The following is a 22614-nucleotide window of genomic DNA, read 5'->3' on the forward strand; positions in this document are numbered from 1 at the left end:
AAACACAAAATGAGATATTCAGCCATAAAAAAGATGAGCCGTAGCTCATCTTTTTTTACACAAGAAAATTAATGTGCATTTGCTACAGCAGGTGCAGCAGCGGCTGTCGCATCATTTGCAGCTTTACGAGTAGGTGTGTAGTTTAAACCTAAAGTCGAGCTGGTATATGTACGCACTTGATCAAGCAGAGCAGGGTTAGTATTTAAATCCTGTTGATAAGACTTCACAATCTCATGCAATTTTGGATTCCATTTACCTTTCACTTGCTCAGGGAATGCTTTTTCCATCAAGCTCAACATAATGTATGGAGAGGTTGATGCACCTGGTGAAGCACCAAGAAGGCCAGTGATTGAACCATCTTTAGAGGTGAAGATCTCTGTACCGAATTGAAGTGTTGCAGGTTTACCCGGTGCTTTTTTGATGATTTGAACACGTTGGCCAGCTTGGCTTAAAGTCCAGTCTTCAATTTTTGCATCTGGATAATATTTTTTCAATTCATTGAACTGATCTTGCTTAGACATTGCCACTTGGCTGACTAAATATTTCACCAAGTCCAGATTTTCCATACCAATGGTTGCCATTGGAATCACATTGTTTTTGTTGGTCGCATCAATCAAATCAAACTGAGAACCATTTTTTAGGAACTTGTTTGAATAGGTTGCGAATGGACCAAACAATACATACTTTTTACCATCAACATAACGAGTATCAATGTGTGGTACAGACATTGGAGGTGCACCTAATTCAGGCTTACCATAGACTTTTGCAGTATGTTGTGATGTAACAGCTGGATTGTCTGTCATCAAGAAAATACCACCGATCGGGAAGCCAGCATATTGCTTAGTCTCTTCCAAACCTGTCATTTGCAATAATCTAATCGCAGCACCGCCCGCACCAATAAACACATGACGAGTTTTAACATGGCTGGTTGTGTTGGTTTTTAGATTTTTAAACGATACAGTCCAAGTTTTGTCTGCATTTTGACTAATACCTGTTACTTCAGATGACGTTTCAAGTTTGAATTTAGGCTGTTTTTTCAAATGATCAATTAATTGAGTCGTAATTGAACCATAATTTACATCAGAACCTACATCCATACGTGTTGCAGCAACTTTTTGGTTTGCATCACGGCCTTGCATAACTAAAGGCGCCCATTGCTTAATTTCAGCAGGATTTTCAGTATATTTTAATCCTTCGAACATTGGGCTTTGGCTCATCGCTTCATAACGTTTTTTCATGTAGTTCACGCTATCGCCCCAAACAAAGGCAATATGTGGTACAGGATTAATAAAGCTGTTTGGTTGACCCAACACGCCATTTTTGACCTGATAAGCCCAGAATTGTTTACTTACTTCAAATTGTGAAGCAGTATCAATGGCTTTTTTAATATCAACTTTACCGTCTTTTTCAGGGGTATAGTTCATTTCCATAAAGCCAGAGTGTCCCGTTCCTGCGTTGTTGAATCCCGCAGAACTTTCTTGACCTACCTGATCCAAACGTTCATACATATTGATGGTCCAGTCTGGTTCAACCTCATTGAGGTAAGTCCCCAAGGTTGCACTCATAATACCGCCACCAACAAGTACCACATCTACAACTGGTTCATCTGCTGTTGTGTTGACTTTTTTAGAAGCAATTGGTCTGAATAAAAAGATCAATCCAATAACAAAAATAACCCCGATGACAATCAGTAGGTATTTAAAAAATCTCTTCATATATTTCCTGTTTCATCAAGTTTTAATAATATTGTAATGTAGAAAAGTTACATAAATGTTAGTTTGTGTAATGATTTTTTTCGTAAATGATTTAAATATATGAAATAATTTGTTTTTAAATTTGTAAAGATGTGTACAAAAAACAATCAGATTAAAATTTGATTAGTATATTTGTGTAATAAATATTCAAAAAAGTCTTAGACTAAAGTACTATTTTTTGTAGGTGTTAAGCTTTTTGTAGCTTTAAGCTGGCTAAAAAATATGCTGAAAAGAAGAGTTTTCCTGCTTCAATGTGAAAACTCTTCTCAAGATTTTTTTGCTTATTCAATCATCATGAGGTCTGATTTATTTTCAAGCTTTAAAGGACGTAAAGCAAAAATAGAACGAGTATGGCGAATACCTTTCATTGAATATAAATTTTTACGTAAAAAGCGCTCATAATGTTCAGCATTTTTCACCGCAACTTTGACCAAATAATCATAATCGCCTGTTACCAAGTGCGCTTCTACAACTTCAGGCATTTGACTGAGTGCATCACTAAATTGTTCTAAAATTTCGTCATCATGACGTTCTAAGGTGATCTCAATAAAAAATAGTTCATTAATCCCGATGGCTTTGGCATTTATGGTTGCAGTATAGCCTTCAATGACATTTAAAGATTCTAGACGTTTAACACGTGTCCAACATGGCGAAGAGGAAAGTCCAACCAGTTCAGAGAGCTGAGCGACCGTTAAACGACCATCTTTTCGAAGTGCCGATAAAATTTTGCGATCAATCCTATCTAAAGTGTACTGACTTTCATTCATGAGCTTTACCACAGAAAATATTTTCGAGAATAATGGAATATATGAAAAATCATTCCGAAAATACTGGAGATTTATATTAAATACGGGAAACATTCTATTCAGTAGAACGCTAGAATAAACTTATCAAATCAAAGACATTTGGGAGACTGGCTTTGATTTAGCGGATAGTATCTTTAGAGGAAAGGGTGCCTTTAACGATACTGTCCGCGACCTTATTCTACGCTTTAAAAAAATTATAAAAATAGTTTCAAAACGATAAAATTCAACCGCGCCTTCACAAATTGCATATGATTCAATAAGACATTGTAATCTTATTTATTGTATAACAAAAAATTATGCAATGAATAAGATATATTTATACTTTGAGTTCGATGCTTAAACAGTCAAAATAATCAACAAAATTGTAAACTCAAGCAGCTGAAGATGTGCAATTAAATCGATAAGTATTAAGATGATTTATCTTTAAAATAAAGAATAATGCATGCGATTCACAGCTTGGTACACACTCCGAAAATTTGTATATGACAATTTGCATAATGAAGATTATGAAACGTGGTTTAGTCGTGCGATCAATTTTTCTTTGATTTTTCTAATCATTGGTAATGTTGTCGCGGTACTTTTAGAATCAATCAATGATGTTTATAAAGCCTACCAGCTTTACTTTGATGCTTTTGAGGATTTTTCAATCATTGTCTTTACAGTTGAATATATTTTACGTTTTTGGAGTGTTGCAGAAAAAGAACCGTTTGATTCTGAATGGAAAGTACGTTGGAAATATGTGACCAGTGGTGCTGCGATTATCGATTTACTGGCGATCTTACCTGCATATATCAACTTCTTTGTACATATTGATTTAAGATTTTTACGGATCCTACGCTTACTGCGTTTATTAAAACTTACCAGATATTTTATTTCATTACAGATTTTACTGCGCGTTATAGAACGTGAAAAAGGTTCATTTCAAGCCGTGATTTTTATTTTGGTGATTATGATCGTGATGGCGGCAGCAGGCATTTATGTTGTCGAAGGTCGTGCGCAACCCGATGTCTTTAGCTCAATCCCTGCATCTATGTGGTGGGCGGTGGTGACGCTCACTACAGTGGGTTATGGTGATGTAACGCCAATTACCCCACTTGGACGTTTCCTTGGTGCTTTGATTACCATACTCGGTGTTGGATTGGCTGCTTTACCCGCTGGTATTTTGGCAAATGGTTTAGCCAATGAGTTGGAATTAAGAAAGCAACAACTGGAGTTAAAGTTTCGAGATCTGTTAGAAAGCTGTGAAATTGACATCATTCATGATGAAGACAAGATTGATGATATTCGTAGAGATGTTGGCTTATCTGCTGAACAGACGCGAGATATTGTTTTACAACTGATTCGTGAACGTAAAGAACAGGAATTGGAAAGAGAAAAAAACAAGTATTGTTTCTGTCCAAATTGTGGTTATAAGTTACCTGAGTGAGTATGATTCAAAAGGAATTTATACGATCAAAAATAAATGAGAAAGTGAAGTGTAACGATTAAAAATAACTTTTTCTAAAGTTACACTTCAGATACAATGTAAATGATCAGGCAATTACAACTGAACAAAAGAATGGATTGTCGCATAACGCATTGGATTGTAATGAAGTATGAAAATTAAAAGTTTATCAAAAATTGTTTTATGTGCTGTAATTTCTCTAAATACAGGCTGCGCGGCTGTTATGGCAACAAAGCAACCGACAAAAAAAGATTTATCAATATTTAATAAAGGTGTAGATCGTAGTTTAATTATTGCTGAAATTGGGGCACCTATTACATCTGAATTTAAAAATGGTAAACGTTATGAAATTTACACATTTATGCAAGGGTATTCAAAGGCCAATAAAATAAGCCGTGCGGTTTGGCATGGTGCGGCAGATGTTGTCACTTTTGGACTTTGGGAAATTATTGGCACACCAACAGAATCAGCTTTTAATGGAAAAAAAACTTCTTATGAAATGGTTTTTGATGCTGATGATCGTTTAGAAAGCTCTAAATTATTGACAATGTCCGACTATAAAAATGATTCAAGTTCTGCAGCTGAAATAGAAGTTAAAAAATAGATAAATACTTTATAAGAATAGAAACAAGGAAGCGCAGTGCTTCCTTGTTTCTATTTTAATCTACCTTTATCAAGGTTTAATTAGGTCATCATCTACATAGCACTATCCATTCTTAATTTGGCTGAGACGAATCAATGCTCGCTTTATTTGCGCTGAGTGCTTCACAATAACAACGATAAATTCAATCTATATAATGATGAAAATTCTTCTAAATATTTTGACCAACGAATAGCCGAATAAGAGTTTTAAATTTATTTTTTACATATTTTTTAATGAATTATTGAGTAAATTTAAGTATTAATAACGCCATAAAAGTTTTGAATGGTTAACAATGAACATTAATGTTGATATTTTTGGCACGATTGCAATTGCTGTAGCCGTTCTTTTTATTGGTTATTTTCTTGTAAATAAGATCAGTATATTGAAGCAATATAATATTCCTGAACCTGTAGTAGGTGGGTTAATTGCTGCTGCTGTAACTTTTGTGCTTTTTAAGCAATTTAATTTAACCGTAAATTTTAATGCCAATATTCAACAAAGTTTTATGTTGATGTTTTTTACTTCTGTTGGACTGAGTGCAAGTTTGCTTAAGTTAAAAGAAGGGGGCAAGTCGCTGCTTCTTTTTATGGTCTGCGTAGTGATTTATGTGCTACTGCAAAATGCTGTTGGGATAAGTTTGGCAACAGCACTCGATTTAAACCCTTTGATTGGCTTGATTGCAGGATCCGTCACTTTAACTGGTGGGCATGGTACAGCTGGAGCATGGGGCAGTATTTTTGAAGAAAATTATGGTATCAAAGGTGCGATTGTCTTAGGAATGGCGAGTGCGACATTTGGTTTGGTTATTGGTGGAATGATGGGTGGTCCAGTTGCAAAGTTTCTGATTCGTCGTTATCAATTGGCTGAAGAAATAGCACCATCTGCAGCGCGTATGCAAGCTCCTCCTTCTGCTGAAACAGCGCCATTTGAATATCCAGAAAAAACCCGTTTGATTACAGCTGATGATGCGGTTAAAACCATAGGAATGTTTGCACTGTGTATTGTTTTTGCTAACTTTATGACCGGTGTTGCCAAAGGACAATGGTTTGAGTTACCGACTTTTGTATGGGCATTGGGTTGTGGGGTGTTTTTACGGAATACACTGGAATATGTATTTAAAATTGAACTGTTTGACCGTTGTATCGATGTATTTGGTAATGCCTCGTTGGCTTTATTTTTAGCTATCGCCTTGATGTCTTTGCAATTGTGGTTACTTGCTGATTTAGCTGGTCCATTGGTGATCATTCTGAACGTTCAGACGGTTTTTCTTGCTTTATATCTGTTTTTTGTCACTTTCCGAGTTATGGGTAAAAATTATGATGCAGCAGTATTGTGTGCAGGTCAGTGTGGGGTTAATTTAGGCGCAACACCGACTGCTATTGCCAATATTCAAGTTGTAACCAATACTTATGGGCCATCGCATAAAGCATTTTTAATTATTCCTCTAACTGGTGCATTTTTTGTTGATATTGTGAATGCTGTAGTCATTCAAACCATTACTAAGTTCTTTTAAATGTTTTTTTAGAAAAAGCGATGTGATGACTTAAGCATTTGGGAAACAGCCTCAAAAAGTGGCTGTTTTTTTGTATTTAAATCAGTTTGATCATTACTCTTTTGAATCTCACACTGTTTTATACAATTCATATGGCTGCAATGAGTCGTGATTTAGACTAAGGTTTTCTGTTGGTGACTTTAAACCTTCAAAAATGCTTAGATGAGGAATTGAATATTTGAGCGAGATCAACGCTTAAAGGATGTAACGGATTGAAGTTTTACTCAAAAATTTAATGAACACAGTAATATACTTTAAATATGAATCATCATAATATGTATGCCACAAACTCTGTATTTGATATATTTTACGTGTTCAAGCTTTGAAATTAAGTCAGCGCAAGACACTTGCATTTATTTCATCAGTGTAGAGTTTGAGCTTATATACTTAAATTGGATCACACTCGTCTAGGATGATGTATGTCTAAAACGAAACAACCAACCTCAAAACAATTACTGTCAGTGATTCAAACACAGACAGCAATTGCAAAATTAGGCTTAGATATCAATGCTGTCATGACCTTAGTGGCAGAGCAAGTTCAATTGATTACCCATGCAAAAGGTGCAATTGTAGAGCTCGCTGAAGAAGGTGATATGGTCTATCGTGCCGTTTCAAATGGTGCAAATCAATTTCTAGGTCTACGCTTAAAGATGGGTTCTAGCCTTTCAGGGCTTTGTATCGCGCAGAATACGACTTTATATTGTAAAGACAGTGAAACTGATGAGCGTGTAGATCGTGAAGCATGTAGACGGGTTGGACTGCGTTCTATGGCTGTTGTACCGCTAATTCATTGTGATGAACCGATTGGTGTATTAAAAATTTATTCAGAACGGGTAAATGCTTTTAAAGAAAGTGATATCAATTTACTTACACTCATGTCTGAGCTGATTGCTGCAGCAATGTATCATGCCAGTAAGTTTGGTGCTCAAGAACTCTATAAGCTTGCGACACAGGATCAGTTAACAGGACTTGCCAACCGTGCCTTGTTCCTCGATTGTTTAAGACAAGGTGTTGAACAAGCTAAACGTACACAAAAGTTACTTGGAATCTTGATCATTGATATGGATGGCTTGAAGCCAATCAATGATCAATATGGACATCGTTTAGGTGATGAGGCATTAAAAGAAATAGGTAAACGTATCGTCAATATTACCCGACACGATGATTTGGTTGCGCGTTTAGGTGGTGATGAGTTTGCAGTGATATTAAGTAGTCTTGGCGATCAAGAGCTGGCAAAAAAAGTCATGAATCGTATTGTTGAGGCGTGTGGATTACCGTTTGTATTTGAAAATGTCAAATTAACTATGGGTGCAAGTGTCGGTCTGGCTTTATTTCCTGAAGATGGTATTGAACTCATTAAGTTGATTGAATTTGCAGACCTTAAAATGTATGAACATAAACGTTCTAGAAAAATGATTAATCTAAACAATTGAAATTTAAAATCTTTGATAGGAAATAAGTTTTAGTGAGGTTTAGATCTCATCAATATCATTTATGTTGAGTATATGCATTGAAAGTATCTGCAATCATTATGTACACGCATTTATCAATTTTATGAATTGAATGTAGCTCAAATTTAACCTGACAGTCTCAATCAAATATCGGTAACTGTCAGATCAGGTTTGAGCTATACATATTAGCGCTGATAATAACTAATTACTGATAATGACTCATCACTACATTGTTATAAGCCTCTGGATGATGTAACCAAGGAATATGCCCTGAGTTTGAAAGTGTAAATAAATGTGCTGTAGGGTATCGATTGATCACGAAGTTTTTACTTGTTGTATAGATGTCCTGATCTCCATAGACAATGGTAATTTTAAAATCTGGTTTTTCTAATCCAGTTAACAGCGGATACTTGATGATTTCAGGTCTGGTTTTATTGATCGGCTCTGCTTTCAGTAAATCAAAATCATCAGTGAGATCTGGATGATCTGTTGCAATAAATCCTTCATTATAGTTTTTCATGACTTGTTTAAAGAGACGTTTATAAGCTTCATCGCTTCCAAGTGCGCCTAAAAGGCTATTTAATCCCATTTTTGTCCATGCCCAAGCACTTGTTTTGGACTTGTTGAGTTGCATGACTTCTTTTTCAGTTTTTTTCCATTGCGTATTGGTACCTGAACCTGGGCTACATAAAAAAAGACTGAGTAAGTTTTCGGGATGTTTTTCAGCATAGATTTGTGCATAAAGTCCACCCCAAGAGTGGCCCCATAAATGAAACTTATTGATTTTATAGAACTCTCGAACAGTTTCTATATCGCTTAAATAAGCCTGCATAGAATAGTCTTTATCAAGACAAGGAGATTTTTGGGTTCCTCTTTGATGAAATGTGACCACTTGGAAATGATCTTTTAAAAGATCGGCAACGGCAGAGAGATCACTTGGAAAACCGGGTCCTCCATGCAATAAAATTAGTGTCTCTTTGTCTGGATTTGGATAAATCATACTAAATAAAGTATTTCCATTATGATCGACAATGTTGCTTTGCATTTGTGTCTTATAATTTGCTGATTGCAGCGTAGAAGACTGTGTTTCTATCGAATTTGCATTATTCTTCATGTCCAATATGGTTCCTCATTTTATTTGAGCAAATCAAAAAATGGTAAGGTGAACGAATCTAAAAATGTTTCTGTATTGATTCTGATTTTTAAAAAGTATTTTTATACAAGCTTATATATTAGCTTATCTATACCAGATGATAAACCCGATGAATGGTCTAAGAAAAAACAAGTGTAGCGATGACTTGTAATTGTTTGATTAAAATATCTTGAGTTTCTATTTTGAAAACGGTGATTTGTTCACTTATTTTATGATAACAAATTGTTATTTATCTGATGAATAAAGATCTTTTAAAATTCAGAAAGTGATCATGAAAAGTGAGTTGTATGGGGGTTGAACGTTCTTTTTTCCCTTTGGGAGAAGGCTAGGATGAGGGGGATTTTATGCTGAGCTTTGGTTTTAAAAAGGACTTATGCAAGAGTCCAAATATAATAAGTAAATTTTAAAAAATTAATCTTATTAAAGCAGTGGAAGGATGATAAATGATGCGTGAAGAATTCTAAATTTGTGCTTTATCTATAGAATTACTGGCGAAAGTAAGTCCATTGATAAAATTCAGCGAGCACATGATTTTTAGATACACAATTGTTGATTTTAAAATACCTTAAGTTTTTCCAATCAGTAAAGATAGGATTCCTGCAGCAATCAAGGGACCCACAGGAACACCTCTGAGCAGTGCAACTCCAGCGACTGTTCCAATCAATAAGCCTGCAACAACATTGGGTTGGCTGGTCATTAAGGAAACGCCACGACCACCTAACCATGCAACCAATAAACCGATCGCAATGGCTGTTAATGATTTCCAGTGCATAAATGATTTTAAGATGACATCACCGGGAATTTTGCCACTGGCAATTGGAGTAAGTACGCCAATAGTTAAAATAATAATACCAACTTCTAAACCGTGAGTTTGTAATAATGGGAAAAATTCACTTAATGGTGTGATTCTAAAGACGATCAAAACTCCAGCTGCAATAGTGACCGCAGTATTGTGACTAAAAATGCCGCAGGCCAATAAAACAAGGAGTACAATTAAATTTAGGTCTAGACTAGAAAGACTCATCAATATTCAGCATTAAAAATTAATATATCCATCCATTATACTGAAAAGCGGTATGTGAATTTGCCTTGTCTGGCAATGATTCACATTTAAATTCAGTCGAGTGTGGATTTAGTGAACAATAAATTTTTCAGTTTCAGGGCCCAATAAATTCCACTCATACTCAAAGTCTTGGGCAAGTTTAGACAGATTTGTTGATTTAAGCTGTTGTATTAAAATATTTTGTGCTTCTTGCATGGCTTGGTTTAAAGCCTTGTTCACCACCAATTCAACCAGACAGTTGGGTGTTTCTTGTTCATTGCCAATGGCAAAAATAGTAGGTTCTCCAACAGCCTGATAAATATCAAATAAAGATATTTGCTCTAAAGCTTGTACTAAGGTCCAGCCACCACCGGGGCCTTTGTCTGCATGCACAAAGCCTGCTTTTTTTAAACCAGACATGGTACGACGTACTACGACAGGATTGGTGTCTAACATGATTGAAATTTGTTCAGAGGTGAACGGTTTTTTTTCACGGGCCATATGTAATAGCACATGCAACATTCGAGAAAGCTTACTGTCTTTACGCATAGTTTTTAAGTCAACGCTCTTTTGTTAATTGTAACATTAAAAGTTGCAATTATAAAAATAACTCAATATAGTAACTTTTAAAGTTACTTATTGGTGTTGAAAATGAACTACGATGTTGTAATTATTGGTGGGAGTTATGCAGGTTTATCAGCAGCATTACCATTGCTTCGTGCTAGAAAAAAAGTGTTAATGATTGATGCAGGCATGCGTCGTAATCGTTTTGCTGAACATTCGCATAATTTCTTAACCCAAGATGGCAATACACCAGCAGCAATTATTCGTGATGCAAAATTACAGTTAGACAAATACCAAACTTTGTCATGTATCAACGCATCTGTCACCGAAGTGAGGGCTGTCGGGGAGCAATATGAGATTCAAGTAGATCAAGCCGATGAGACGTGTACAACCATTCAAGTCAAAAAAATAATTATTGCTACAGGTGTTAAAGATGATTTACCTGAAATCGATGGTTTAGCAGAACGGTGGGGGAAAAGCATTTTTCATTGTCCATACTGTGATGGCTATGAGTTAAATCTTGGAACACTTGGAATGTTATGTTCAGGTCTACATTCGATCCATATGGCATTGATGTTACCCGACTGGGGCAATACCACTTTATTTTTAAATGATGTAATTTCACAAGCTGAATTAGATCCAGTCACACTTGAGCAGCTTAAACAAAGAAATGTGAAATTGGATACACGCAAAATTGTCAAAATACACAATCATTGTGATTTAGTTTTTGAAGATGGTGAGCAGGTTCAATTAGATGGATTATTCGTCTCCACTTTTATGCGCATCAACGCCCCTTGGGTTAAAAAACTGGGGATAGCGCTTGATATAAATGAATATAGCGAAGCCATTCAAACCACAGCCATGAAAGAAACCAATCTTAAAGGGATATATGCTTGTGGTGATATTACCCGTTCAGGTGGTTCAGTTGCTTTCTCAGTCGCAGATGGAGCACTGGCGGGTGTTGCTGTACATAAGTCATTTATCTTTAATACTTGATAAAAACATCTATTGATTAATCAATAAGGCTAAAAAAGCCTGAATGTTGTTTGGGTTTCAATTCACGATACTTTAAAATGTATCGTGAATTTTTAAGGTATTGATTTATGTTCTTGGAAAAAATGTTGCAATCACAAGGCTTTGGCTCACGTAAGCATTGCCAACAACTCATTAGAAATGGTGCAATTCAAATCCAAAACGAGGTCGTTACCGACCCTAAATTTAAACTTGATACCCAAAATCTAGTATTTTCAGTGTATACCGAAACATTTCAATACCGTGAAAAAGTCTATATTGCCTTAAATAAACCGCAGGACTACGAATGTTCCCATCAATCAACACACCATTTTAGTGTTTTTGATTTATTCGATGATGTCCTTATGAACCGTGGTTTACAAACTGTTGGTCGTTTAGATCAGGACACGACGGGGCTATTGCTACTGACGGATGATGGACAGTTTTTGCAAGCATTGACTCATCCTAAAAAGCATGTGGCTAAAGTTTATCAAATACAAACAGCAGATCCGATTACAGATGATCAGATTCAACAACTTGAACAGGGTGTAGAATTACGCAATGAAAAGGGTACCTTTGCAGCAACAGATGTACAGCGCTTGGCTGAATATGCATTACAAATGACTGTGCACCAAGGGGTTTATCATCAAGTCAAACGGATGTTGGCTGCTGTGGGGAATAAGGTTGAAAGCTTGCATCGTGCACAAGTCGGGCAATTAGCACTCAAAGACTTAGTTGAAGGTGAGTGGGTTTATTTGACAGAAGATCAGGTGAATGCTGCTAGAAATAGTCAAAATGAACAAATAGTGATTTGATCATGGCTTTAAAGCTCTATATTGCTGTTTTAGATGAAATGCCAGACTTTATGGTTCCAACCCTTGTTGCGCATGCAGTCTTGGCTGCGCATTTACAATTTGTTCAAGATGCTGATGCCGAAAGTTATAAAAATTGGTTAGAACATTCTTTTCATAAAGTTGTGGTCAAGGTGAATCAAAAAGAGTTTGATAAAATTGCTCAATTAAAGTGTTATTTAGGGCATGAAAGTACAGTATTGGATGCTAAGAAATCCTGCGCTGTGGTTTTTCCTATTTCACAGGACACGATACCCAATGTACTTAAATTCGCAAAGATGTGGAAACCTATGTTGAATTGATCAAAAAATGCATTGTAAAAAACTACTTGAGGAAACAATGAAATGTCTGGAATTCATTGTCTTTAACAAAGCCCATTTGCTCATACAGCTGATGTGAATGGTAATTGTTTTTCTGGGTTTCTAAACTGATTCGTTGCGCATCTTCATGGCGTGCAAACAGAATTGCAGTATCAATCAGTTGTTTGGCAGAACCTTGTCGACGAAAAACAGGTGTTACATATACATCATCTAAAATATAGTACTTTGAACAAGAAACAGATGAAAAGCCTTGGTATAACAACACAAAGCCTGTAAAAACATCGTCTTTTACATGGATGAAGATAACGCTTTCTTTATTTTCAAAACGTTGTTTTAAAAAATTAAAGGACTGTTGGATATTGGAAGATGCACCATAAAATTGGCGATATTCATCAAATAAAGTAGCAAGTTGATTTAAATCTTCTTTGGTCGCTCGTCTAACGATCATTTATTACTCCTTGCAATGATTTTTATCTTTGCAAAAGAGCATAACCAAAAAATAGAAAAGTAAACTTAATTATTTGTTTAAAAATGCGACAGTGTTATTTTTTGTCACTTTCACCCAAGATGGCATTCAGCTCTGCAAATAGATCTTCGTCGTCATCATTTAAATCAACAGAAGAATTGAGTTGTCCGTTTTGTTGGTCTTGCTTAAGTTTTCTCAGCTTGAATAACTGATCCATATTGATATTTTGATTTTCTATGGCGAAAGGGATGGATTTTGTGATGACAACTTGTTTAAAAAACAGTCGAACTGCTTGTGCAGGCGTAATCCCCAATTGTTTAAAAACAGCAAATGCTAGTTTTTTTTCTTGTGAATCAAGACGTACTTGATAGACTTCGGTTTTTCTCATGAATAGTGACCAAACAAAATTTGAGTTTGAATGCTTATTTTAATCAAAGCTTTCGGAATTTCAATGCTTAATCGTCAAAAAGTCATATATTTGTCATTACGTCAAAATTACAGTGTCAATTCATAGTCAGAACAAAAGCAATATTCGGCTTGTGTAATCGGGTCAAGGAACTCAATTTTCTTGGCTAATAGCTGTAAAGGTTGTGAAAAATCAGCAGCATCTTTATGCAGAACTTGCGGGTAAAAAGGGTCATTTTTAATTGGAATATTTAACCAATTTAAATGCACTCGTAATTGATGTTGTTTACCTGTAGTAGGCTTTAGTAAGTATTTTGCCCAAATTGGATTGTGCTCAATCAGATCAATTTCGGTATATGAGTTTGATTTTCCCTCAACAACTTTCATGGTGTAAAAGGGTTCGCCCTTTTCCATTCTCAAGTCCACGGCACATGGAAATTTTAAATCAGCATTGAATTGAGCAATCGCTTGATAGGTTTTCTTGACTTGTCGCTCAGCAAACATTTGTTGATATAAACCACGTGTTTGAGACCGTTTTGAAAACAATACAACGCCAGCAGTTTCCCGATCTAAGCGATGGATTGGGGTAAGGTCTGGGTTGTTTGTGGTTTTTTTCAAACGAACTAATAAGGTTTCTTGTATATATTGCCCAGAAGGGCTAATGGTTAAAAAGTGAGGCTTGTCTACCACGATTAAATCCTCATTTTCAAACAATATCTTTTCTTGAAATGGCACATGAATTTCATGGGGTAAAAATCGATAGTAGTAAAGATGGGTATTCTCTAGATAAGGCTGATCAATGGTTAATGCTTGACCTTGCATATCGATGATGAGTTGGTCTTGAAAACGTTGTTGCCATTCATTGGCTGAAATATGTGGAAAATGCTCACATAAATAACTGAATAAACTTTTAGGTAAATCTGCTCGCTTGGGGAGATAAACTTTTGATGCAGTTACGCCATCTCTCATTGGTGGTTGATATTCTGAAACAGGGGTGGCGGGTTTCATAAGCGTATTTTTTGTGCAGATAAGTTTAAAGTGAGTGGTCTAAGCATGTTGGAAAGTATCAAAACATGATTTCTAAACAATGCAACATAGGTTTTAAAGTCACGCAATGCTATCATATTGTCTGGTTTGAATCATGTCGTGAGCGTTATGCAATATTCATATAAATTAAGTCTGAGCAATGAACAAGACACCCAAATGTTGGCACAAAAGTTAGCTCAACATATTGCAAAAGGCGTGATTTATTTAATCGGTGACTTGGGGGCAGGTAAAACCACACTCACACGCTATTGGTTGCAAAGTTTAGGTCATCAGGGTGCGGTTAAAAGTCCAACATATACCTTGGTGGAACCTTATAATATCAATGCGAAAGAGGTGTTTCATTTTGATTTATACCGTTTAAATGATCCTTATGAGCTTGAATTGATGGGTATTCGTGATTATTTAGAGGTCGAGAATGCTTTGTTCTTATTTGAATGGCCTTCTAAGGGCGGTGATGAAATTCCACAGCCAGATCACGTCATTCGCATTTTAAAAACAGAAGATGAAGCTGCACGAGAAGTGGTCATTGAAAGTATTTCTGCTGAATTGATTGAAGCGTTGACTTGATCAATGTTTTCAGCATTTTAAGCCCATCATATATTTTAATTTATTTAAATTTTTAGGTTAATTGAATGCAACGCGAAGATATCAGTTTAAGACGTATCCAAAACTTAGATCCAGCACTGGCCAACCAAATTGCTGCAGGTGAGGTGATTGAGCGACCATCATCTGTAGTGAAAGAGTTGCTTGAAAACTCGATTGATGCAGGTGCGACTGAGCTGATTATTCGTGTGGCAAATGGCGGCAGTACCCTGATTGAAATTATTGACAATGGTCGGGGTATTCACGCTGAGGATTTAGCACTTTCAGTCACCCGTCATGCAACCAGTAAAATTCAATCTGCTGAAGATTTACATGCAATTGTGAGTTTGGGCTTTCGTGGAGAGGCGCTTGCCTCTATCGCAGCGGTTTCGCGTTTAACTTTAACCAGTAGTCAGGATGATTCAGGTGTCGGTTACCAACTGGAAGTCAATGGTACAGCATTTGACCATCAAGATATTCAAGCGGTAGCAACTCAACAAGGTACACATATCCGTATTCAGGATTTGTTTTTTAATGTGCCTGCACGGCGTAAATTTTTAAAGAAACCAAGTACTGAATTTGGTCATATTGAAGAAATTGTACGTCGAATGGCGCTTACGCATTTCGATATCCGCTTTGTTTTAGAACATAATGACAACATTCGTCTTAATTTGCCGATTGCAGATAGTGGTGAGCTAAGATTTCAACGGGTACAGCAATTATTGGGGCGCCAATTTACTGAAAATGCTTACTGGATAGACGCAGACAGTATTAGTATGCGTTTATCAGGCTGGTTAGGACATCCTTCAGATGCGCGTGCACAAGCCGATCTGCAATATGTTTATGTGAATGGCCGTATCGTCAAAGATAAAACCATTTCTCATGCTTTGCGTATGGCATATGATGGTATTTTGCATGGGCATCAACATGCTGCGTATTTGCTGTTTTTAGAAGTTGATCCTGAAAATATTGATGTGAATGTGCATCCAACTAAGCATGAAATCCGCTTCCTTAATCAGCGTGAAGTACATGAGTTTGTACGACATTTTGCTAAAGATACCTTATCTCAATTCCAAACTGCAACTGCGGATTTATCTTCTGCAATGAAGCAGGATGGAGCAACAGAAAATCAAGCATTGTCAGCGCAGCCACGCTATCAGGAACAATTTCCTTTACATCGCAATGCGCCAGCTGAGCAACATGTAAGTGATCAAAATAGCCGAAGCAATTCAGATGGGACTATACAGCATAGTGGTTTAACAGATTTTAGTGATACACAAGCTCAAACAGTCAATTATTCCCACTATGAACCACAACAGCAGTATCGTGGCACTCAACAACTCAATAACGCCTTGAAAAGCTATTTAGCCCCCTTACGTGAGTCTGGGGATGCTGATCAAGAATTAACAGATCAAGCGTCCTATGAGCGATCTGTACAAGAGATTCAAAATAAACAGGCCCATCAGGTTGATGAATATCCGTTGGGAATTGCAATAGCGCAATTACATGGAATTTATATTCTTGCACAGAATACGGAAGGCCTGATTATTGTCGATATGCATGCAGCGCATGAACGTATTTTGCTACAACAAATGAAATCTGCATGGGATAAACCAGAATTTTGGACCTCACAGCAATTGCTTATTCCTAAAGTCATTTCGATTACCCGTATGCAGGCAACCCGTGTTGATGATTTAAAACCACAGTTGGAACGCTTAGGCCTAGAAATCGATCAATATGGTGATGATCAAGTGATTGTACGTGGTGTGCCTGCGATTTTACATAAAGCAGATTTTGAATCCTTGGTACCTGAATTACTCAATGATTTAGATCCAAATGATGAAGCGCAGGCGCTACAGCAAAAGCGTGATCAAATTTTAGCAGGCATGGCATGCCATGGTGCAGTGCGTGCTCATCGAATGCTGAGTCTTTCCGAAATGAATGCTTTGTTGCGTCAAATGGAACACACAGAATTTGCCAGTCAGTGTAATCATGGTCGACCAACATGGCGTGCATTTCCATTGCCCCAATTAGATAAATTATTTGCTCGAGGAGAGTAGTTGTACATGTCAAATCAATTGCCCGTCATCAATTTAATGGGACCAACCGCAAGCGGTAAAACTGCTTTGGCATGTGAATTGTATGACCATGGGAATTATGAGCTTATTTCTGTAGATTCTGCCTTGGTCTATAAAGATATGGATATTGGTACTGCAAAGCCAACCAAAGCGGAGCAGGAGCGTTATCCGCATCATTTGATTGATATTATTACCCCACTTGAGGTTTATTCCGCTGCTGAATTTGTCGAGGATGCTTGTCGACTGATTGATGATATCCATGCACGCGGTAAAACACCTATTTTAGTTGGCGGTACAATGCTATATTTTAAAGCGTTGCTTGAAGGACTTTCTACAAATTTACCGAGTGCTGATTACGCGATTCGTGCTGCGATTGAGTTAAAAGGTGAAACGGAAGGCTGGCAATCGGTGTATGATGAATTAAAATCTGTTGATGTATTGGCAGGTGAAAAATTTAAAGTCAGTGATAAGCAAAGAATCATTCGCGCTTTAGAAGTGTATAAAATTACTGGTCGTCCGATTACTCAACTACAGGCGGAACAACCAAAGAATCAACCGTACCGATATGATTTTCATAATTATGCTTTATTGCCTGATCGCCTAGAGCTGCACAAGCGAATTGAACTTCGTTTGGAAAAAATGTGGGAAATCGGATTTTTAAATGAGGTTGAAAATCTTATGAAAAAATACGATCTCGAAGAAAATTTACCTTCTTCACGCTCTGTTGGATACCGACAAGCGATAGATTTTTTAAAAAACAGTGATTTGAGTCAAGAAAGTGAGCGTCAAATGAAGGATAAAGCACTATTTGCGACACGACAATTAGCAAAACGTCAATACACATGGTTACGATCTTTGCAAGAAACACACTCTTTTCAAACTTTTTTTACGATAAACCAAGCACAAGAAGACTTGCGAAACTTATACGGATAAAGCAAAATTTAACAACTACCTTTTTTATAAATTTTAATTGAAAAATAAAGGTAGTTTTTGCGCTGATTTTAATTTTTTTTGGAGTATAAAATGTCTAAAGGTCAAACTTTACAAGATCCGTTCTTAAATTCTCTCCGTAAAGAACGTATTCCTGTTTCTATTTTTCTTGTAAACGGTATTAAATTACAAGGTCATATTGAATCTTTTGACCAGTATGTTGTTTTGTTGAAAAACACAGTAAGCCAAATGGTTTATAAGCATGCTATTTCAACTGTAGTACCTGCACGTAATCCACGTCCAGCTGGTGCTCCTGCTGGTGCTCAAGGCGCTGCTGGTGGCTTCGGCGGTCAAGCTGGCGGCTTCGGCGGTCAAGCTGGTGGCTTCGGTGGTCAAGGTGGCTTTGGTGGTCAACAAGGTGGCTTTGGTGGTCAACAAGGCGGCTTCGGTGGTCAAGGTGGTTTCGGTAGCCAAGGTGGCTTCGGCGGTCAAGGTGGCTTCGGTGGTCAAGGCGGCTTCGGTGGTCAAGGTGGCTTCGGCGGTCAAGGTACTGACTTTGGCGGCGAAACAAAATTTGAAGATTCACAAGAAGATGAAAACAATCGTTAATTTCTTGATTTAACAAGAACGATTGTAAAAGAGACGCCAAATTGGCGTCTCTTTTTTATTGGTGTTGCTAAATTTAGAGATAAAAAAACCAGTGCAATGCACTGGTTTTTAATTTAACGACGTAGCACAGACTTAACTTTCATTTTTCTTTGGATCTAGGCTTGGGTCTTTGATTTCAATGTAAGTATTTGCACGCAGCTCTCTTAACCAGCCGTCATATTCTGATTCGAATTGACGCTCACCTAAAATTTGGCGAGCCATACGCTTTTGGTACTCTGAGGTCATATCTTGTTGACGTGTACCTGTAACTTGAAGAATATGCCAGCCAAATTGAGTTTGAAATGGTTTACTGATTTCGTTGACTGGCGAACTCTGCATGAGTTTGTCAAATTCAGGAACCATCATGCCAGGGCTTACCCAACCCAGACTTCCGCCATCACGAGCAGAACCAGGGTCATTTGAATAGGTTGAAGCAAGCGTAGCAAAATCATCGCCCGCTTTTAAGCGGTTATAAATACTGTCAATGGTTTGCTTTGCATTTTCAGGGCTAACAACTTCTGATGTTTTAATCAAAATATGACGCGTATTAAATTGCGGAACTAAAGCTTTTTGCTCATTCGATTTTTTTTCTAATAACTTTAAAACATGAACGCCATCTTTTGCTGGAATTAAGTCAGTGGTTTGTCCTGGCTCAAGGGTAGTAACACGTGCAGCAAGATCTGTTGGAATATCTGAAAGCGGACGGAAGCCCATATCAGCACCATCAACTTTAACTTGGGCAGTGCTAAATTTCTTTTCTATGCCTTTAACGTCATTGCTGTCTTTTAAGTCAGTACGAACTGCTTTTGCAATACTTTCTAACTCGCTTGCAGGTGCTTCTCCTGAAATACGCATATGTAGTACATGGACTTGACTACCAACCGCAGCTTGGCCTTCAGGTGATTTTAAGAAGTTTTCAACATCAAGGTCAGTGATTTTGATACGAGACATTACTTGTTGTTGACTCAATCGTTGAATGAGTAAATCTTCCGCAACACGGTTACGAAGTAATTCATAGGTACCAGGTGCAACCGCATCTAATTTTTTTTGAAAAGCTTCTAAAGAATTTGCACCAGATTGTTGGGCAACTTTCAATACGGCTTCATTTAAGCTTTTTTCATCTGCTTTTAAGCCATACTTCTTCACTTGTTCAAGCTGCGCATCATGAGTAATGAGCTGACTCAGTACTTGCTGTTGCAGAATGTTTTGTGGTGGAATTTCTTTCTTTTGTGCCTGAAGTCGATGCGTCGCTTCAGCAACACCTTGGTCTAAATCACTTTTTAAGATTGCTGTAGAACCAACAATTGCAATGATTTGGTCCTGCGGAGCAGCATAAACTGATACCGAGGTGGAGATGAGTAAAGCTAAGGTTGATGCTTTAAATAATTTTTTAAATTTTTGCGTCTTCATTAATGTGTCCAAGATTGATTAGCTTTATCAAAACCTAAAATACGATTTTCAAGTAATGAACTTAACTTGTTGTTCAAACCACCAAGTCCTTTTAGTGTGATCTCAGCCATCACTGCGCGTTTTGGCTTTGTATCAGGAAGAGAAACGTCATCTAGATCATTAAAGTACGAGCGACCATAGACGGAAATTCCCCAACAACAAGATTCATAATTCACACCCAATAAATATTCGCGTGCGACATGGTTGTCAAGGTCATATTGAACATGTCCCATAATACGCCAATTGTCTTTTACAGGCTGTATAAATGATGCAACTGCTTGATCATATGCACGTTGACGGTCAGGGAGGTTATTGCGATAAAAATAACCAACGTTATAAAGGTTTCCGCGTTGGCCTGTATAATACAATTGGAAGTCATGTTGAGCGCTATCACCATTTGACATCCACGCTGAATTGGTGCTCAGTGTGAAGTTTTGTGAAAGTTGGCTAGAAAGACTCAGCACAGGGCCAGTATGTTTTTCTCTGTCTAAATCATCTGTATTATTGAGTAGGGTAACTTTTCGATCATCAAAATAATAACTTTGACCTATACTGGCTCTTAAGCGCTCTAAGCCGACTGTATCAAATAAGCTATAACTTAAACCAAGAGATAAAAAGTTATTGTCTTCTAAACGGTCATGTCCATAAAAGCGGTACGGGCTAAACAATTGATCATAGCTGATAGAAGCTGTTGTTGAATCAAAGTTTGGATAACCTGTTTGATTTTTATATGGTGCATAAGCATAGAAAGCGCGAGGTGTGATGGTCTGGAGGAATTTTCCATCCTTTTCAAAAGTTAAACCCGTATCCAAAGTAAATTGAGGAACAACAACGGATTTGTTTTTGCTATCTTGGCTTTGGTTATTTAAATTAAGTTGATCTACAGTGGTTTGATCATAGAAAGTATTTAAACTCCGAACAGAGACTTCGGGAATCACAAAAGACCATGGATTACGGAAATTATAACGTGTCGCAAATTGGTTATATAAACGTGTACCACTTGGCTGGTTGTTATAATCGGCATCATTGATGTCTTTTTGGAAATACGCAGTATCGTTGTTAAATTCGTATTCCAAACCTTGCGGATTTCCAGCGACATAGTTCAGTAAAAACTGTGGTAGGCGGGCATATGGCTTATCTACATCTTTGATGGTTTTATCAAGGGTTTGGAAGTCCTCAACTTTAAGCTGAGCTTTTAAGCCTGGAATACCGTGATTGTAGTTGAGTTCCCATGCGCGACGTTGGTTCAGCTCTGTACGAGTGTTTGGGTTATTATCTAGATCTGAGAAAAAATCTTTATCAGAAACGTAGTTATATTCTAAGTTGGTTGACCATTGTTTAGTGATATCCCACTTGTGCAGAAAATGCAGGTCTTTACGATCTTCATCATTATAATCACGGTCAGAAGGTAAGTAACTTCCCCAAACGCTACCAGCACCAAAGTTCTCAGTTAAATAACGAAACTCACCTTGAGCCATAAGACCACGGTCAGTAATCAGCCGTGGCGTAATGGTGGCATCATAATTGGGCGCCAAATTTAAATAAACGGGAACTGCGAGTTCAAAACCACCATCATTGGTAAAGCCGAAACTAGGATTTAAAATCCCTGTAGTACGGCGGTCATCAATTGGGAAGTTAAAATATGGAACTGCGAGTACAGGCACATCCTTAACATAGAGTTTGGTCCCACGCGTTACACCACGACCAGTATCTTGATCCAATTCAATTTTATTGGCCTGAATTTTCCAAGTGGGTTTTTCATCGGGTGGGCAGGTGGTGTAGGTGGCATTTTCAAGGACGATATTGGTTGGCGAAGTTCTTTCTATTTTTTCTGCATGACCATGTGCGTGGGTCAATTCTGCAATATAGAAACTATTATTTAGCTGCCCAGTTTCATCTTTCAGGTTGTAATCGATTTGATCACTTTGCGCGATGATACCACCTTGTGCCATTTGTACATTGCCTTTCGCTTTGGCGAAAGTTTGTGTTTTATCAATGGTCACTTCATCAGCACGGATCATACGTCCAGATTGGTCAATGACCACATCACCAGACAGGAAAGAGTCGCCATTGGGATTGTAATAACCATTATCTGCAGTAATCACAGATGATGCTTCTTCTGGGTTTGTTGATTTAGCTTGGGTGCTAAAAGGTGTAACCCAGACACCTTCACAATAACGGGTACTTGGATTTTTTAAATCACGTACCTGTGCTTCAGGTGAGTTTTTGTCCACATAATATTGTTCAAAGAAATTTTGCCCTGCAAAGCTTTCTTTGATGGCTGCATTCAGTTGCTTATTATTAACTTCAGAAACAGTGTCTGTCGATTCAGCATAGCTGGATACTGAACTTCCACAAAGAAGTGTCAAAATAGCAGTCGCTAAAGGATTAAATTTAAACTGATGCTTCATTTGTCTC

21 protein-coding genes are annotated in these 22614 nt (G+C 37.3%); 11 read left to right on the forward strand and 10 right to left on the reverse strand.

The genetic code is table 11. The features are described from left to right. Positions 1–68: 68 nt before the first annotated feature. Together mqo and M2R48_RS09410 are read right to left on the reverse strand one after the other, a co-directional pair. Positions 69–1715: a malate dehydrogenase (quinone) gene (mqo, locus tag M2R48_RS09405; protein ID WP_004720897.1), complete on the reverse strand. Its 1647-nt coding sequence runs from the start codon at positions 1713–1715 to the stop codon at positions 69–71. 320 nt (positions 1716–2035) lie between these two features. Beyond that, a complete protein-coding gene (locus tag M2R48_RS09410; protein WP_004720894.1) occupies positions 2036–2521 on the reverse strand; it encodes an Lrp/AsnC family transcriptional regulator in 486 nt (161 codons plus the stop codon). A gap of 481 nt (positions 2522–3002) precedes the next feature. On the opposite strand from M2R48_RS09410, the gene M2R48_RS09415 reads away from it, so the two are divergent. From M2R48_RS09415 to M2R48_RS09430, 4 genes are all read left to right on the forward strand, one after another. Continuing rightward, positions 3003–3986: an ion transporter gene (locus M2R48_RS09415; protein ID WP_151801695.1), complete on the forward strand. Its 984-nt coding sequence runs from the start codon at positions 3003–3005 to the stop codon at positions 3984–3986. Between the two features lie 169 nt (positions 3987–4155). Then, positions 4156–4608, forward strand: coding sequence for a hypothetical protein (locus tag M2R48_RS09420; protein WP_262085916.1), 453 nt, complete (start codon positions 4156–4158; stop codon positions 4606–4608). A gap of 331 nt (positions 4609–4939) precedes the next feature. Next, positions 4940–6160, forward strand: a complete 1221-nt coding sequence (gene gltS / locus M2R48_RS09425; RefSeq protein ID WP_262085918.1) for a sodium/glutamate symporter — start codon at positions 4940–4942, stop codon at positions 6158–6160. Positions 6161–6618: 458 nt separating this feature from the next. Then, positions 6619–7632, forward strand: a complete 1014-nt coding sequence (locus M2R48_RS09430) for a sensor domain-containing diguanylate cyclase (RefSeq protein ID WP_262085920.1) — start codon at positions 6619–6621, stop codon at positions 7630–7632. 223 nt (positions 7633–7855) lie between these two features. On the opposite strand, the gene M2R48_RS09435 is transcribed toward M2R48_RS09430, so the two are convergent. The 3 genes from M2R48_RS09435 to M2R48_RS09445 all read right to left on the reverse strand — a co-directional run bounded on the left by M2R48_RS09435 (position 7856) and on the right by M2R48_RS09445 (position 10394). Further along, positions 7856–8764 carry an alpha/beta fold hydrolase gene (locus M2R48_RS09435; RefSeq protein ID WP_262085922.1) on the reverse strand — a complete coding sequence of 303 codons (909 nt, stop codon included), beginning with the start codon at positions 8762–8764 and terminating at the stop codon, positions 7856–7858. A gap of 604 nt (positions 8765–9368) precedes the next feature. Next, positions 9369–9827 (reverse strand): DUF441 domain-containing protein, encoded by a 459-nt coding sequence (locus M2R48_RS09440; RefSeq protein WP_056510794.1) that lies wholly within the window; start codon positions 9825–9827, stop codon positions 9369–9371. 108 nt (positions 9828–9935) lie between these two features. After that, positions 9936–10394: an RrF2 family transcriptional regulator gene (locus M2R48_RS09445; protein WP_262085923.1), complete on the reverse strand. Its 459-nt coding sequence runs from the start codon at positions 10392–10394 to the stop codon at positions 9936–9938. Between the two features lie 102 nt (positions 10395–10496). On the opposite strand from M2R48_RS09445, the gene M2R48_RS09450 reads away from it, so the two are divergent. The 3 genes from M2R48_RS09450 (at position 10497) to M2R48_RS09460 (ending at position 12573) form a co-directional block, all read left to right on the forward strand. Continuing rightward, positions 10497–11405 (forward strand): NAD(P)/FAD-dependent oxidoreductase, encoded by a 909-nt coding sequence (locus tag M2R48_RS09450; RefSeq protein ID WP_262085924.1) that lies wholly within the window; start codon positions 10497–10499, stop codon positions 11403–11405. A 107-nt stretch (positions 11406–11512) separates the two neighbouring features. Beyond that, positions 11513–12235 (forward strand): pseudouridine synthase, encoded by a 723-nt coding sequence (locus tag M2R48_RS09455; RefSeq protein ID WP_262085925.1) that lies wholly within the window; start codon positions 11513–11515, stop codon positions 12233–12235. A 2-nt stretch (positions 12236–12237) separates the two neighbouring features. Then, complete coding sequence (locus tag M2R48_RS09460) at positions 12238–12573, forward strand: peptidyl-tRNA hydrolase (protein ID WP_262085926.1); 336 nt, start codon at positions 12238–12240, stop codon at positions 12571–12573. 22 nt (positions 12574–12595) lie between these two features. Here M2R48_RS09460 and M2R48_RS09465 read toward each other — a convergent pair whose 3' ends face one another. From M2R48_RS09465 to M2R48_RS09475, 3 genes are all read right to left on the reverse strand, one after another. Further along, entirely contained in the window at positions 12596–13039 is a 444-nt protein-coding gene (locus M2R48_RS09465) for a GNAT family N-acetyltransferase (RefSeq protein WP_004821200.1), read from the reverse strand. A 94-nt stretch (positions 13040–13133) separates the two neighbouring features. Beyond that, positions 13134–13445 carry a type II toxin-antitoxin system RelB/DinJ family antitoxin gene (locus M2R48_RS09470; protein ID WP_004720870.1) on the reverse strand — a complete coding sequence of 104 codons (312 nt, stop codon included), beginning with the start codon at positions 13443–13445 and terminating at the stop codon, positions 13134–13136. A gap of 107 nt (positions 13446–13552) precedes the next feature. After that, complete coding sequence (locus M2R48_RS09475) at positions 13553–14470, reverse strand: pseudouridine synthase (protein ID WP_262085928.1); 918 nt, start codon at positions 14468–14470, stop codon at positions 13553–13555. A gap of 147 nt (positions 14471–14617) precedes the next feature. Here M2R48_RS09475 and tsaE point away from each other — a divergent pair, with 147 nt between their 5' ends. From tsaE to hfq, 4 genes are all read left to right on the forward strand, one after another. Next, positions 14618–15076, forward strand: a complete 459-nt coding sequence (gene tsaE / locus M2R48_RS09480; protein ID WP_004720868.1) for a tRNA (adenosine(37)-N6)-threonylcarbamoyltransferase complex ATPase subunit type 1 TsaE — start codon at positions 14618–14620, stop codon at positions 15074–15076. Positions 15077–15141: 65 nt separating this feature from the next. Continuing rightward, complete coding sequence (gene mutL / locus M2R48_RS09485) at positions 15142–17151, forward strand: DNA mismatch repair endonuclease MutL (RefSeq protein ID WP_262085930.1); 2010 nt, start codon at positions 15142–15144, stop codon at positions 17149–17151. Positions 17152–17157: 6 nt separating this feature from the next. Then, a complete protein-coding gene (gene miaA, locus M2R48_RS09490; protein ID WP_262085932.1) occupies positions 17158–18102 on the forward strand; it encodes a tRNA (adenosine(37)-N6)-dimethylallyltransferase MiaA in 945 nt (314 codons plus the stop codon). 90 nt (positions 18103–18192) lie between these two features. Continuing rightward, the gene (hfq, locus tag M2R48_RS09495) at positions 18193–18708 is read left to right on the forward strand and encodes an RNA chaperone Hfq (protein ID WP_004720864.1); all 516 of its coding nucleotides are present in this window, start codon (positions 18193–18195) and stop codon (positions 18706–18708) included. A 132-nt stretch (positions 18709–18840) separates the two neighbouring features. Here hfq and M2R48_RS09500 read toward each other — a convergent pair whose 3' ends face one another. Together M2R48_RS09500 and M2R48_RS09505 are read right to left on the reverse strand one after the other, a co-directional pair. Further along, positions 18841–20157 carry a peptidylprolyl isomerase gene (locus M2R48_RS09500; protein WP_262085934.1) on the reverse strand — a complete coding sequence of 439 codons (1317 nt, stop codon included), beginning with the start codon at positions 20155–20157 and terminating at the stop codon, positions 18841–18843. Next, positions 20157–22607, reverse strand: a complete 2451-nt coding sequence (locus M2R48_RS09505; protein ID WP_096734006.1) for an LPS-assembly protein LptD — start codon at positions 22605–22607, stop codon at positions 20157–20159. Before M2R48_RS09505 ends, M2R48_RS09500 begins: the two co-directional genes overlap by 1 nt. Positions 22608–22614: the final 7 nt, after the last annotated feature.

Origin of the sequence: Acinetobacter sp. I-MWF (genome assembly GCF_025433935.1) — a bacterium.
In the GTDB taxonomy this organism is placed as follows: Bacteria; Pseudomonadota; Gammaproteobacteria; order Pseudomonadales; family Moraxellaceae; genus Acinetobacter; species Acinetobacter guillouiae.

Excerpts from the sequence above, each read along its gene's own strand:
- M2R48_RS09435 (WP_262085922.1), bottom strand. The coding sequence starts at position 8,764 with ATGAAGAATAATGCAAATTCGATAGAAACACAGTCTTCTACGCTGCAA.
- hfq (WP_004720864.1), top strand. The coding sequence starts at position 18,193 with ATGTCTAAAGGTCAAACTTTACAAGATCCGTTCTTAAATTCTCTCCGT.
- M2R48_RS09440 (WP_056510794.1), bottom strand. The coding sequence starts at position 9,827 with ATGAGTCTTTCTAGTCTAGACCTAAATTTAATTGTACTCCTTGTTTTA.
- M2R48_RS09415 (WP_151801695.1), top strand. The coding sequence starts at position 3,003 with ATGCGATTCACAGCTTGGTACACACTCCGAAAATTTGTATATGACAAT.
- mqo (WP_004720897.1), bottom strand. The coding sequence starts at position 1,715 with ATGAAGAGATTTTTTAAATACCTACTGATTGTCATCGGGGTTATTTTT.
- miaA (WP_262085932.1), top strand. The coding sequence starts at position 17,158 with ATGTCAAATCAATTGCCCGTCATCAATTTAATGGGACCAACCGCAAGC.
- M2R48_RS09445 (WP_262085923.1), bottom strand. The coding sequence starts at position 10,394 with ATGCGTAAAGACAGTAAGCTTTCTCGAATGTTGCATGTGCTATTACAT.
- gltS (WP_262085918.1), top strand. The coding sequence starts at position 4,940 with ATGAACATTAATGTTGATATTTTTGGCACGATTGCAATTGCTGTAGCC.
- M2R48_RS09450 (WP_262085924.1), top strand. The coding sequence starts at position 10,497 with ATGAACTACGATGTTGTAATTATTGGTGGGAGTTATGCAGGTTTATCA.
- M2R48_RS09410 (WP_004720894.1), bottom strand. The coding sequence starts at position 2,521 with ATGAATGAAAGTCAGTACACTTTAGATAGGATTGATCGCAAAATTTTA.
- M2R48_RS09455 (WP_262085925.1), top strand. The coding sequence starts at position 11,513 with ATGTTCTTGGAAAAAATGTTGCAATCACAAGGCTTTGGCTCACGTAAG.
- M2R48_RS09465 (WP_004821200.1), bottom strand. The coding sequence starts at position 13,039 with ATGATCGTTAGACGAGCGACCAAAGAAGATTTAAATCAACTTGCTACT.
- M2R48_RS09470 (WP_004720870.1), bottom strand. The coding sequence starts at position 13,445 with ATGAGAAAAACCGAAGTCTATCAAGTACGTCTTGATTCACAAGAAAAA.
- M2R48_RS09430 (WP_262085920.1), top strand. The coding sequence starts at position 6,619 with ATGTCTAAAACGAAACAACCAACCTCAAAACAATTACTGTCAGTGATT.
- M2R48_RS09475 (WP_262085928.1), bottom strand. The coding sequence starts at position 14,470 with ATGAAACCCGCCACCCCTGTTTCAGAATATCAACCACCAATGAGAGAT.
- mutL (WP_262085930.1), top strand. The coding sequence starts at position 15,142 with ATGCAACGCGAAGATATCAGTTTAAGACGTATCCAAAACTTAGATCCA.
- M2R48_RS09460 (WP_262085926.1), top strand. The coding sequence starts at position 12,238 with ATGGCTTTAAAGCTCTATATTGCTGTTTTAGATGAAATGCCAGACTTT.
- M2R48_RS09505 (WP_096734006.1), bottom strand. The coding sequence starts at position 22,607 with ATGAAGCATCAGTTTAAATTTAATCCTTTAGCGACTGCTATTTTGACA.
- M2R48_RS09420 (WP_262085916.1), top strand. The coding sequence starts at position 4,156 with ATGAAAATTAAAAGTTTATCAAAAATTGTTTTATGTGCTGTAATTTCT.
- tsaE (WP_004720868.1), top strand. The coding sequence starts at position 14,618 with ATGCAATATTCATATAAATTAAGTCTGAGCAATGAACAAGACACCCAA.
- M2R48_RS09500 (WP_262085934.1), bottom strand. The coding sequence starts at position 20,157 with ATGAAGACGCAAAAATTTAAAAAATTATTTAAAGCATCAACCTTAGCT.